At 63.6% G+C, this 12,329-nt stretch carries 9 protein-coding genes; 4 read left to right on the top strand and 5 right to left on the bottom strand.

Annotation, left to right across the window (positions count from 1 at the left end):
- Positions 1-484: 484 nt before the first annotated feature.
- The 5 genes from FS777_RS11970 to FS777_RS11950 form a co-directional block, all read right to left on the bottom strand.
- Positions 485-2,545 carry a PhoX family phosphatase gene (locus FS777_RS11970; protein ID WP_145255657.1) on the bottom strand — a complete coding sequence of 687 codons (2,061 nt, stop codon included), beginning with the start codon at positions 2,543-2,545 and terminating at the stop codon, positions 485-487.
- 139 nt (positions 2,546-2,684) lie between these two features.
- Positions 2,685-7,211, bottom strand: a complete 4,527-nt coding sequence (locus FS777_RS11965; protein ID WP_145255654.1) for a hemagglutinin repeat-containing protein — start codon at positions 7,209-7,211, stop codon at positions 2,685-2,687.
- Positions 7,212-7,236: 25 nt separating this feature from the next.
- Positions 7,237-8,886, bottom strand: a complete 1,650-nt coding sequence (locus tag FS777_RS11960) for a ShlB/FhaC/HecB family hemolysin secretion/activation protein (protein ID WP_058637435.1) — start codon at positions 8,884-8,886, stop codon at positions 7,237-7,239.
- A gap of 190 nt (positions 8,887-9,076) precedes the next feature.
- On the bottom strand, positions 9,077-9,631 hold the full coding sequence (locus tag FS777_RS11955; protein WP_058637436.1) for a murein L,D-transpeptidase family protein: 555 nt from the start codon (positions 9,629-9,631) through the stop codon (positions 9,077-9,079).
- An 82-nt stretch (positions 9,632-9,713) separates the two neighbouring features.
- A complete protein-coding gene (locus tag FS777_RS11950; RefSeq protein WP_058604487.1) occupies positions 9,714-10,268 on the bottom strand; it encodes an NUDIX hydrolase in 555 nt (184 codons plus the stop codon).
- Positions 10,269-10,382: 114 nt separating this feature from the next.
- Here FS777_RS11950 and FS777_RS11945 point away from each other — a divergent pair, with 114 nt between their 5' ends.
- The 4 genes from FS777_RS11945 (at position 10,383) to FS777_RS11930 (ending at position 12,282) form a co-directional block, all read left to right on the top strand.
- Complete coding sequence (locus FS777_RS11945; RefSeq protein WP_228385145.1) at positions 10,383-11,039, top strand: CoA pyrophosphatase; 657 nt, start codon at positions 10,383-10,385, stop codon at positions 11,037-11,039.
- Positions 11,036-11,560, top strand: a complete 525-nt coding sequence (locus FS777_RS11940) for a gamma carbonic anhydrase family protein (RefSeq protein ID WP_145255651.1) — start codon at positions 11,036-11,038, stop codon at positions 11,558-11,560. Before FS777_RS11945 ends, FS777_RS11940 begins: the two co-directional genes overlap by 4 nt.
- Positions 11,553-11,747 (top strand): DUF1289 domain-containing protein, encoded by a 195-nt coding sequence (locus tag FS777_RS11935; RefSeq protein WP_058604490.1) that lies wholly within the window; start codon positions 11,553-11,555, stop codon positions 11,745-11,747. The genes FS777_RS11940 and FS777_RS11935 overlap by 8 nt, the downstream gene beginning before the upstream one ends.
- A 67-nt stretch (positions 11,748-11,814) precedes the next feature.
- Positions 11,815-12,282: a VUT family protein gene (locus FS777_RS11930; protein WP_145255648.1), complete on the top strand. Its 468-nt coding sequence runs from the start codon at positions 11,815-11,817 to the stop codon at positions 12,280-12,282.
- Positions 12,283-12,329 lie beyond the last annotated feature (47 nt).

Raw genomic sequence — 12,329 nt, 5'->3', positions numbered from 1 at the left:
CTTCTAAGCGCGCGGTAGTTCGGGCGCCGCAGATCGCGACTTCAGGAGGCCGAGCGCAGGGCTTGCGCAGGGAGGTGACAGGCATGGATGCCTGTCAAGCGCTGGGCCCCAGGATGGGGCCTGCAGCGCGGTCCTCCCGGGAGCAAGCCCGGAGCGAGGGGACCCCGGAGCGCAGCGCAGGGGCCGGATGATAGGAGCAGGCGGTTTTTGCTCACTTTTTGACAAGACAAAAAGTGAGCCGCCGTAAGGGCGGAAAGGTGACTGTGCGCCACCCGCGCTAATCAATATCAACTTGCTGCGCGCGCCCACGCTTTCAAGTTTCAAGTTTCTCAATAAAACTTAGAGCTTAGAGCTTAGAGCTTAGAGCTTAGAGCTTAGAGCTTAGAGCTTAGAGCTTAGAGCTTAGAGCTTAGAGCTTGGAACTTGGAGCTCTGAACTCAGAACTTAAAACCGGATAACATAAGAACCCCCATCCAGAACCCAATCAACCCGTCCCAATCTCCCCCCCATCCTCCCGCTGAATCACCACCGTAGAAGACCGCGGCCGAACCCGCTTGCCCCCAAAAGCCCCCTCGGTAGCATCTTCCGAAACTGGCCAGTTCCCCGGATGCTGAATATTGATAAACAACGTCCTGTTATCCGGCGTAAACGCAATCCCCGTCACCTCACACCCATTGGGCCCCACGAAAAACCGCCGCAACCCCCCTTGGTTTTCCCCATTCACCGGCACCTGTCGCCCTGCCGCATCCACCAGCAGACCTGGAATCACCGCCAGCAGTTGGTCGTTGGTGTAGTCGGTAAGGGTGCTCTCGCCGTTGTCAGTCTCGAACCACAACACGCCGCGGCTATCGAAACTCATGCCGTCGGGGCTGGCGAACTGGTTCAGTTCGGTCAGGCCGGAACGGTTGATGTCGGCAGTACCGGCGGCGTTTGCGCCGAACACGAAGATGTCCCAGTTGAAGCTCAACTGGTCGTCGCTGTCGTGCCAGCGAATAATGTGGCCGTGGCGGTTCGGGCCGCGTGGGTTGGCCGCATCGACCTTTTCCGGGGTACGTGCACTGTTGTTGGTCAGGGTCAGGTAGACGTCGCCGTTCAGCGGGTTGACCGTCGTCCATTCCGGGCGGTCCATCGGCGTCGCGCCTACGGCATCGCCAGCGCCACGGGTGTTGAGGATGATGCCCGGCAGGTCACCATACAGCGCGCCCAGGGTGCTGCCCCCCGTGGTGGCGGTGGCCACGTCCAGCAGTAGCCATACACCAGTGCCATCGGCGTTGAAGCGGGCCACGTAGAGCTTGCCCTGGTCCAGATACTTGGCGCCGGTAGCGAGGCGGTCGGCCGGGTTGGCATCGGCGGCATCCCACACGGCGGTTGACACCCACTTGTACAGGTACTCGTTGTTCGAGTCGTCACCCATGTACCACACCAGCGGCTTGCCCGCGACCGGCAGGCTTGGGGCGCAGCCCTCGTGGCGGAAGCGGCCCAGCGCGGTGCGTTTGGTGGCCAGGGTGCTGCTGTTGTACGGGTCGATCTCGACGATGTAGCCGTAGGTGCTGGCTTCGTTGCGGTAGTCGTCGGTGGCGCTGGCGCCCTTGATGGTCACATCGAAACGGGCGAACTCGTCGGCCTCTTCGGTGCTGTCACCGGCTGCGCTTTCCCACTTGTACTGGCCGCTGGAGGTGCCCACGCCAATGCGGCGCTGGTCTTCGGGGCGGTTGCCCTTGTTGACGAAGATGCCCGGCCAGTTCTCTTCACAGGTCAGGTAGGTGCCCCACGGGGTGTAACCGTTGCCGCAGTTGTTGTTGGTACCGCGGCAGTGAGTACCGGCGGTGGAGTACTTGGTCTTGACGTGGTCGGTGCCGCGCAGCGGGCCGGTGATTTCCATGCGCGAAGCCGTGGTGAAGCGGCGGTTCAGCGGGTCGTTGTCGACTACCTGCCAGCGGCCGCTGACTTTCTTCAGGCGCACCACGCCAGCCCCATGGGCGTTGATTTCTTTTCGCACTTCCTCGACCGGGCGCTTGCCGTTGACATCAGTGGTTGGGCCAGCCGGGTGCAAGGCTGCAGGGTCGATGTACTCGAAGTTGATGGCCAGCAAGCCATCATCCGAGCTGCCATTGATGGGGAAGAAATGCATGCCGTCATGGTGCATGCCCATGGCGTTGGCCTGATCGACAGAGGTATTGCTGCCGTCCGGCTTCCAGGGCGCGGCGTTCCGGTTAAGCGGTGTTCCCCATGGGGCCAGCACGCGTGCGCAGTAGCCCTTGGCAAGGGTGCACGCATCGGTGCGTGACCCAGGGATTGAGTCGAAGCCCAGCGCCAGCCCTGACCTGGCAGCGTTGCCGGTGACCGGCTCGCCAGGGCCGGCGGGCCTGCGGATATCAGCACCGCTGAAACAACCGCCCAGGCTGGTGCCGGCGATCAGGGTGACGGCGGCGGCCAGGCCGCCGCGCATCACACTGCGTCGGCTCAGGTAAATGTCCATGACGGTGGCCATGGCCGTGTTGGTGCTGGGGTTGCGGTCCAAATTGTCGCCGGTGTCACGACTCATCACATGTCCTTGCGTTGCAGAGTTCAGACCGCACTCTAGTGGGCGATTGTGACGTTTGGTTTGCAGAACCATGAGCGGACGTTGCAACCCTGTGGCGCATTTGAAGAGGCCCCGGAAAGGGGCGCTCTGCCAAGGTTGCTCAGTCGCGCTTGGCGCCCAGGCTCGATGCCCACTGCTCGTTGCGGTTATGCCCACTGGTGCGGATCAGCCCGAGATCCAGGGCGTTTTCACCCTCTGCAGCCCCTTTGCCCTTGGCAATTTCGGCAATGGCGGTGCTCAGGTCCACAGGGGAATTGGACGCATCGATCGAAACAGCCCGCCGGTAGTCGCTGCCGCTCAGGGTTTGCTGCTTGATCGAGTTGGCGTCCAGCTTGACCTCGCCCCTGGCCGATTGCAGGCGGGCGCCGACCAACTGGGCGTTGCCGCCAACCTGCAAGGCGATGCCCTCGCTGCCTTTGAGCGTGGCCTGTTGGGCGACACTGTCGCGTTGCTCGTGGACCACCTCAAGTCGCAGGGTAGGCGAGAAACCTGGATCAGCCTTGCTCAGGGCAGGACCGGCTTTTTCGCCGACTTTGCCGCCTAGCGGCCCGGCCAGCGATGTAGCAGCGTTGACATAGCCTTGTGGGTTCTTTTCCTGACTAAGCCTGGCATCACCCTTGACGCTGAGGTTATTGACGCGGTCCATCAGGCTGGCCACACGCAGATCGCCCTCTATGGCACCTTCGATCCGCGCGGCGTCCAGGCTGACGCCTTCGAGGCTGGCATCGCCGCCGCTGTGCAGCGCGATGCGCTCGGCACGCAGGTTGCCAGCGTTCCAGGTGAGATTGTCGCGCTTGTCCATGTCCACCTTCAGACGGCCATGCAGGCCCCGCGTGTCCAGTGCGCCACTGCTGGCGTTGAAACCGGCACCGGCGGTGATGTCGAGGTTATTGCGCAGTTCCTGGTTCGACGAGGCTTCCAGCCGCATGCCGCCGTTCATGGCATCGAGCACGATTTCCTTGGCGTTGGCTTGCAACCCCTGGACCTGCAAAGCCTGCGCGTCGCGTGCGCTGCTGGTCACGCTGAGGCGACCGTTACTGGCAAACTGCGCGTCGATGGCCTGGCGCGCGTTCTCTTGCTGCTTGCCATTGCCAAAGTGGCCACCTAGGCCCCCGCCTTGCGTTGTGCCGGTCTTGGCGGCCAACTCCAGGCCACCGCCCAGCTTCGCGCCACTGGCCTCTTGTGTGGCGGTTGCCGCCTTGACCTGCAACTGGCCATCGCTGTGCAGCGTGATATCGCCGGTCGGGGCTTCGCGGCTACCGATGCGCGTGCCTTCGAGCGTCAAGTCGCCACGGCTGGTCAACACCACCTGGCCCTTGCTGTCGATCTGCGCCACCTGAGCTGTGCTGGTGGCCTGGTCATTGCGCGCATGATCCAGATAGCCGCGCCCATCGATACCGGTACTGCCGGGGCGGTTGCCGACCTTGACCCAGGCATTGCCGTCCAGCTGGCTGGATTGGCGCGCTTCACGGTCAGTGGCTTGGACCAGTTCCAGCGTACCGTCGCTGTGCATGCGCACGTCGCCTTTGCCTCCATCGATACGTGTGCCTTCATAACGCCCATCGCTGCCCAACTGCACCTTGATACCCTGCTGGCCATACAGGGAGCCCGCCACAGCCGTACTGACAGTGCTCTGGCGATCCAGAGAACCGCCGTTGCCGGCCGCGCGCACGTTCAGGTCCTGACCGGTAGTGGTATCCAGCCGAGCATCTGCACCAACGGTCAGGTGCTGCTCGCGCTTGTGCTCGGTATTGGCCGCAGCCTGCATGTCATGGTGCTGCGCCTGAATGTCGAGCGTGCCCGCATTGGCTCGCCAGGCAGTGCCCTGATCCTTGAGGGTATCGACCTTGACCTGCACGCTGGCACCGGAAAGTTCGCTGACCTGGGCAAAGCCACGGCGCTGGTTTTCCAGGCGCTTGAGGTGCTCGACGGTCATGTCGGCGCCTACGCTGGGCGCCACCATCGCGTCTTCGGGCGAGGCCTGCTGAAAGCGAGCAGCTTCTTCACCTAGCACCAGACGCTCGATGGGCCGGGTGAGATCACGGTATTCCAGGCTCCCGCCGAGGCTGGCAGACCAGTCATCCTGGCGTTGGGTTTGCTCGGAGGTGTTCTGCACCGCACGGTTCTCCATATGGGTGGCGGTAACCTGCAACGTTTCGCCGGCGTTTACCCGCGCAGCCTCGGTCACCAGCTCGTCGCTACGCAACCGTACGTTGCCGCTTGCCTGCAGTTCGGTGCGCTGCATCTTCTGCTCACGGTTGGTCTGTACGCCACGCTGGTGGTGGCCATCGAACTGGATACCTAGCCGGTCGATCCCGCCAGTCACCGTGAGGCCGCCACCACTCTGGGTGGTGGTAGTGGTGGTTTCGTGGGTAGCCTGGGTGGTGCCCAACGTCACTTTGCGGGCATCAATGTCCAGGTCCCCGGCCAGGGCGTTGATGGTGGAGCCGGTGACCTGCACATCGGCGTCGGATTTGACACTTACCGAAGCCCCCTTGAGCTGGCTACCCACGTTTTCGATTTTCTGCTCCTGGCCAGTGCGGGTGACAACGTCATAGCCCACGCTGGCCTTGTACTGGCGAGAACCGGGCTTGTCGCCGTCGGCCTCCTTGGTCTGCCCAGCGCTGGCGGTGAAGGTGCGCTGCTGGTTTCGAACCTCGCGTTGCTCGGTCGCCTGCGCGCCAGTGATTGCCACATTGCCCTTGGCTTCGAGGCCAAGATGACCGCCAGCGCTGACATTGGCGCCCTCGATACGCAAATCCTCGGCACTGACCAGGCGCAGGTTGCTCTGCGCCCCTACCTCACTGACCAGCACCGCTTCGTTGCGCTCAGTGCTGCGGCTGTCGCTGGCGAGCAGGCCGAACAGCTTGCTGTCGCGTGCATGGTCGGTCCGGGTGCTGGTGCCCTTGTCCGCCTCCACGGCCAGCGAGCCTTGCTGGCTATGCAGCGTCGCATCCTGCAGGCCTATTACCGTGCTGCCTTTGACGGTGAGCTTGTCGGCTGTGACGGTCAGGATGCCATCGCTGGTGAGGGTGCTGCCTGCCAGGTTGCGGCCCTCTTTCTCGTTGCCTTTGTGATCGCCGAAGAACGTACCGGACACCAGGTCACCGCGATAATTACGGCGCGTACTCTGCTCCTGCAACTGCGTCGTGGCGATCATGCCCTCCTTGGCCATGATGGCCAGGTCGCCGCGGCTGTGTAGGGTGCTGCCCTGCACGTTCAGGTTGCCGGCCGTCTGCACCTGCATCTGCCCTGCGGTGAGCATGCTGCCCTGGGCGTGCTCGGTGAAAGTGTCCGTGTCGCTGTCACCGCGCCACAGGTCCTTGCGGTGACGGATCTTTTCCTGGATGGCCTGGCTGTCGATACCCGCCAGGATGTCCAGGTTGCCCCCGCTGTCCAGATTCAGCCCATTGCCCGCTTGCAAGGTGGCGGCGGTCATGCGCATGTCGCCGCCGGAGGTAAGCACGATGCTGTCGTCGGCCTCCAGGCGGGTGCCGTGCTGCTGGGTGTCGGTGGTCGTGGTGTCGCGGTCGTAGGTTTCGCGCGTGACGAACAGGAATTTCTTGCTCCATTGCTCGTTGTCATGCTTGACCCGCTCAAGGGCCTGGGCATCGAGGGTCAGGGCCTGACCCGCCCGGGCTTCGATGCGGGGTGCTTTGGCCTCTACTGTGCGCAGTACCAGATCGCCCTGTGCATCGAGCTTCAACGGGCCCTGCCCGCTGTGCAGGACGGTTGGGCTGGCCGCCGTACCCAGCACATCCAGGTTGCCCGCTGACGCCATTTGGATGCCATCCGTGGCACTGACCAGGGGGGCTCGTACCCGCACACCCGCACCTTCGGCAGTGCTCACCACGCGGATGCGCCCCGCCTGCATGGCACCGAACAGGCTGGCGTCGATACTGGCCGGCGTGGCGGTACGGTGCTCGACCACCGCGCCGCTAGCGTGATCGATCCGGTTGCGACCAGCGGTGATGTCCAGGGTGGTCGCGGCCGCCAGCAGGCCTTGGCTGTCGATGCGCGGCGCAATCAACGCGAGGGCGCCGTCGGCATTGCTCTGGCCGCCGTCCAGCACCTGCAGGGTGCCGCTGGCGTCGAGGGTATTGAGGTACTTGAGCTGCTGCTGCTCGAACTCTGGGGTGCCTACCAGAAAGCCTGCACGCGTGGTGTTGATGAAGCTGCCGCCGTTGAGGGTGATGCCGTTGGGGTTGGCCAGGATGTAATCGGCAGCACGGCCGAATATTTCCTGGGGGCCCTGGATCAGTGAGGCACTGCGGCTGACCACTTCGTTGAGGATGGTCGACGCTGCCTGCCCCTGGAACTGAGGGTTGGCGGCCAGGGCACCGGCCAGCTGCGATTGCCCAGCCTGGACAGCGTTGTTCAGCACCAGGCCTGCACGGTCGACGTTGTACTGGTTGAACTGGTTGTGCGAGAGGCCGTTGGCATCGGGCGGGACGATCTCGATCACCGGGACACCGTGGCCGTTGTTGATGAGCGGGGTGCCACCAGGGCCGTTGGCGGCGTCCAGGCCGCCTTCGGCCAATGCGCTGGTGGAGCCGAGCACGATCAGAAAGATGGCCCAGCGCAAGGTATCGGGCTGGATGCAAAGAGGGGGCGAGGATGTCTTCATGGTTTTTCTCATTGTTGTGGGTGAATCAAAGGGTCATCGACCAGTCCAGCACCCAGAAACCAGGCTCATTGGGCCGGCCTGGGTGGTCGCTGGCGTATAGCGCGCGCTGGTAGTCCAGGCGCAGTCGGCTGCCTGACAGGCTCAATTCCAGGCCGGCTGCCGCACCGGCCAGGCGCTGCGACGGTGAGCCAGCAGCGGTGCGGGTCCAGCCCAGGTCAAGGCCGATGTAGGGGCGCATGTGCAGCGGTGCGCCCCACGTTTGGGGCAGGGGGTAGCTGACTGTGTTTCGCCACACCGCGCTGGTGGCGCCGGAATAGGTCTGCAAGCGGAACCCGCGTACCGCCGAATCGTCGCTGACCAGCATTTGCTCAACGGCCGGCAGTGCATCCTGGCTGTACTGCCCGTTGAGTTCGCTCTGCCAGCGCCACGGCTGGCTGGCCGGGCCTTGGCCGATGTAGAGCAGGCTGGCGCGGTACTTCCTGAAGTCGGGCCGCAGACGCTGTGCGCCCAAGGGTGCGCGGTCGGCGCCGAGCATCGTGACGCCCTGCGTCACACCCAGATAGCCGCTCCACAGGCCATGTTGCAGCCACAGCAGGTTCAGCCCGGCTTCAAGGGAGGTGAGGGTAGGGCTCTGCTGCACGACGACCGCCCCGGCATTGCGATTGACCAACGCCTTGCGGTCGAGCCGCAGTGAGGCGCTGAGCATTCCCCGTTGGCCACGCCACAGCACGCGCTCGGCGCTCAAACCTTGATAACGGCTCCGGCCATCTGCGCTCAACCTGCCGCTGGGCAACGGGGCCTGGTAGCGCAGTTCGCTTGCACTCAGGGCAAAGCTCCAGCGGCCGTAGGGGACGCTGTAGTAGAGCGAAACACCTTGGCTACGGCCCGGGCCACCCAGCACCGTATGCGTCAGTGACAAGCGCAGGTCGTCATTGAGATGCAGCGGGCTGTCCACACCGATGCCTGCCGTCAGCCGGTGGCGCCCGGTAAAATCGCTGCCCCGGTTGTCGAACCGCGTATCGAAATGCCAGCGCCCCTCTGCCCGGCGCGGTTGGACCACGACGCGCGTACCGCCCTGCATTTGCCCTGGCAACAGGTCCACACCCATGTCGAAGGCACGCAGGCGGTTGAGCTGATCGAGCCCCTGCTCGACGTCTGGCAGGTACAGCGGGCGCCCCAGCAGGTCTGGAAAAGCACCGGACAAGGACAGGGGCAGCTCGGGGCCAGCCAACTCGATGGATTCGACGAAGCCCTCGACCAGCACGATTTGCAACGGGTGCCCGTCCTGGGGCAGCTGGCGCAGGTAAGGCCGGCTGGTCGGATAGCCGGCTTGCACGTACTGCTCGGTGATGGCCTTGAGCAGCGTGTTGATCTGGGCAACGCCCATGCACGGCATGACGTTCAGGCGCACGGTGGTGGCCAGGGCCGCGTCGTCCAAGTGGCGATTGCCGGCGACCTCGACACCTGCGACCTTCCAGCAGTGCGCCTGAGCGGGTGCGGCGACGGGAGCCTGGGAGGGCGTTGCCGTGTCGGCCTTGTCCTGCCAGCGTTCCAGGCGGCGTTGCTGTTGCTGGTGTTGCAGGTCCAGCTGATGGTCGCGTAATTGCCAGCTGGCAACGTCGGCCCTCGCCTCACCGCAGGCGAGCACCAACAGGATAAAGCAGACAGCCAACAACTGGCGCTTGAGGGGGATAGGACAGTGCACTTGAGCATCCCAGCAATGCGGTACGGACTTCGTACTCGATTGCGTGGATGCTAAAAGCCGTGGCATTTCCCTGGATGCCATCCCGTGCCTAAGACAATGTCAGGCAGGTTCCAGCGAACGGGTGGGCTCTTTCCTACAAAAACAGATGAATTGCGCTAGATCAGGGCCGAATTTCGATCATCGTGCCATCGCGCACCAGGTTCCAGACTTCCTGCATGTCGCGGTTACGCATGGCGATGCAGCCGTCTGTCCAGTCCAGGGTATGGAAGTACCACTCGGGGTATTCGTCGTTGATCGGCGTGCCGTGGATCATGATCATGCTGCCGGCCTTCACGCCTGCCTGGCTGGCCCGGGCCGCATCGCTGACGTTGGGGTAGTCGATGTGCATGGCCAGGTTGAAGCGCTCGCTCTGCTTGCGCCAGTCCAGCCAGTAGAAGCCTTCCGGAGTCTTCTTGTCGCCTTCGCGCTGCTTGGGGCCCTTGGGTTGCTTGCCCAGGGAAATGCGGTAGGTCTTGATCGGCTCGCCGCGGCTGATCAGTTGCAGGCGACGTTCGGACTTGATGACCAGTACCTTGTCGACCTGAGGCTGCACCGCCGGTTGCGCAGGCGAACCCGTCTGCACTGCCGAGACCGGTTTGCGGATGATGGTTTCGGTGTAGGCCGCCTGGGACATCGAGGCAACGCCAAGGCAGAGGAGGGCAAGCAACCAGCGCATGTAGCAATATCCTGAAGGCTCTGTACCGGGTTATGTGAAAGGCACTCGACGATGGTCACCACCGGGCGGTATTTCGTGAACCCTAACGGGGGGTGGTCGATACGTTCATCGGCGGCAGGTATTCATGGCCTATGGGGAACTGCTGCTCGATTCGGTCGCGATAGTAGCATTCTAATGTCCGTGCCACGGTCCGGAAAGCCAGGGCGTCCCAGGGGATCTCATGCTCTTCGAACAGTCGCACTTCCAGGCTCTCGACCCCGACTGCAAACGCAAGGTCCGCCAGCTCGGCGCGGAAGAAGACATGGACCTGGTTGATGTGCGGCAAGTCGAACAGCTGGTACAACGTCATCGAGCCTACACGCGCGCAGGCTTCTTCGACGGTCTCGCGACGGGCGGCCTGGTCGAGCGTCTCGCCGTTTTCCATGAAGCCGGCAGGCAAGGTCCAGAAACCACGGCGCGGTTCAATGGCGCGGCGGCACAGCAGCACCTGGCTGCCATGGGTGGGCAGCACGCCGGCTACCACGTTGGGATTCTGGTAGTGGATGGTGTGGCACGCGGGGCAAACGTACCGCAACCGTGTGTCGCCCTGGGGGATCTGCTCGATGACCGGCTGACCGCACGCACTGCAGAAATTCATGGAGGCTTCCTTTTGTCGTGGCCTATCTTGGCGTGGTGGCTCGGCCGCCGCAAGCAGCAGGGGTTGGGTGGCTGACGGCTTTCGTGCATCATGCAGGGCAGGCCTTGGATACGAGTGAGCGCGATGCTGGACGAGCTACTTCGCCGAATGAGCAACCACCAACCTGCAACCCTGGAATCGGATCGGCGGTTCCCGGAAGCGGCGGTACTCTTGCCCATTACCCGCAGCGAAGTGCCTGAGCTTGTGCTGACCTTGCGCGCCAAGGGGCTTTCGACCCATGGTGGCGAAGTCGCCTTCCCAGGTGGGCGGCGCGATCCCGAAGACCCGAACCTGGTCTTCACCGCCCTGCGCGAGGCTGAAGAAGAAATTGGCCTGCCACCAGGGCTGGTAGAGGTACTTGGCCCGCTCAGCCCCTTGATATCCCTGCATGGCCTGAAGGTCACGCCCTACGTCGGCGTCATTCCCGACTTCGTCGAATACCGCCCCAACGATGCCGAGATCGCGGCGGTGTTCACCGTTCCCCTGGAGTTCTTCCGCCAAGACCCTCGCGACCATACCCACCGCATCGATTACCAGGGCCGCAGCTGGTATGTGCCCAGTTACCGCTACGGCGAATACAAGATCTGGGGGCTGTCGGCGATCATGATCGTCGAACTGGTCAACCTGTTGTTCGATGCCGGTATCTCCCTGCACCGTCCCCCTGAGCGTCCTACCGACAAACGAGCAGGGCCCACCCTGCCATCGGCATCCCAGCCTGAGGAGCAACCATGAAATATCGCCTGGGCGACCTGCGGGTCGAGACTCATCCCACCAGTTGGGCTGCACCCAACGCCACGCTCATCGGCAATGTCCGTCTCCAGGCCCATGCCAGCGTCTGGTTTGGCGCTGTGCTGCGTGGTGACAACGAGCTGATCGACATCGGTGAAGGCAGCAACGTGCAGGACGGCACCGTGATGCATACCGACATGGGCTCGCCCCTGACCTTGGGTAAAGGCGTGACCGTTGGGCATAACGCCATGCTTCATGGCTGCACGGTGGGCGACTACAGCCTGATCGGCATCAACGCGGTCGTGCTCAATGGTGCACGTATCGGCAAGCACTGCATCATCGGCGCCAATGCCCTGATCGCCGAGGGCAAGGCGATTCCCGATGGTTCGCTGGTCATGGGCTCGCCCGGCAAGGTCGTGCGCGAGCTGACCGAACAACAGAAGCGCATGCTTGAGGCCAGCGCGGCGCACTATGTCCATAACGCCCAGCGCTACGGCAAGGAGCTGGTGCCCGACGATGAGTGAGGTAAACGAGCGCCCGGTGGCGTCCCCCTGCGTCAACATCTGTGCCCTTGATGAGCAGGATATCTGTACCGGCTGCCAGCGCAGCGTGGCAGAGATAGGCCAATGGGGCCGTATGAGCAATGATGAGCGACGCGGTGTGCTCAGGCGTTGCCATGAGCGCGCTACCGAAGCCGGGCTGGTGCTCTAGCGGTACTGCGGTTGCCTCCCAGGGCGGGCGACGGTAATCTGTGCCGCTTGCCCAAAGACTACCCGCCATGCTCTTTCTGATTGCCTATATCAGCAGTGTCGTGCTGATCAACTACGCCTTCTCCAGCGCCCCGCACCTGGACGTCATCTGGTCCGCCTGGGGTGGCCTGGTCTTCATCCTGCGCGACATGGTGCAGACCCGCTTCGGGCATGGGGCGCTGGTGGCCATGCTGGCGGCTCTGGTGCTGTCCTACGTCACCTCCGAGCCTGCCATCGCCCTGGCCAGCGCCACGGCGTTCTTCGTCTCCGAGCTGATCGACTGGCTGGTCTTCAGCGTCACCCGGCGGCCCCTGCGCGACCGGCTGTGGTTGAGCTCGGCATTAAGCATTCCGGTCGATACGTTCATCTTCTTCGGCATGATCGGTGCGCTTACACCGATGGTGATCGGCACCGCCATGGCGTCGAAGTTCGCCGGTGTCACGGCCGTCTGGCTGGCCATGGCATTTCGCGCCCGACGGGCTACCGTGGCGGGCTGATGGTGTAGAATAGCGGTCCTTTTTCAGCGGGTGGTGCCGAGCCAGGC

Source organism: Pseudomonas sp. DE0157, assembly GCF_007678615.1.
In the GTDB taxonomy this organism is placed as follows: Bacteria; Pseudomonadota; Gammaproteobacteria; order Pseudomonadales; family Pseudomonadaceae; genus Aquipseudomonas; species Aquipseudomonas parafulva_B.
This window is presented reverse-complemented; position numbering and strand designations above follow the sequence as displayed.

Excerpts from the sequence above, each read along its gene's own strand:
- FS777_RS11970 (WP_145255657.1), bottom strand. The coding sequence starts at position 2,545 with ATGAGTCGTGACACCGGCGACAATTTGGACCGCAACCCCAGCACCAAC.
- FS777_RS11965 (WP_145255654.1), bottom strand. The coding sequence starts at position 7,211 with ATGAAGACATCCTCGCCCCCTCTTTGCATCCAGCCCGATACCTTGCGC.
- FS777_RS11955 (WP_058637436.1), bottom strand. The coding sequence starts at position 9,631 with ATGCGCTGGTTGCTTGCCCTCCTCTGCCTTGGCGTTGCCTCGATGTCC.
- FS777_RS11950 (WP_058604487.1), bottom strand. The coding sequence starts at position 10,268 with ATGAATTTCTGCAGTGCGTGCGGTCAGCCGGTCATCGAGCAGATCCCC.
- FS777_RS11940 (WP_145255651.1), top strand. The coding sequence starts at position 11,036 with ATGAAATATCGCCTGGGCGACCTGCGGGTCGAGACTCATCCCACCAGT.
- FS777_RS11935 (WP_058604490.1), top strand. The coding sequence starts at position 11,553 with ATGAGTGAGGTAAACGAGCGCCCGGTGGCGTCCCCCTGCGTCAACATC.
- FS777_RS11930 (WP_145255648.1), top strand. The coding sequence starts at position 11,815 with ATGCTCTTTCTGATTGCCTATATCAGCAGTGTCGTGCTGATCAACTAC.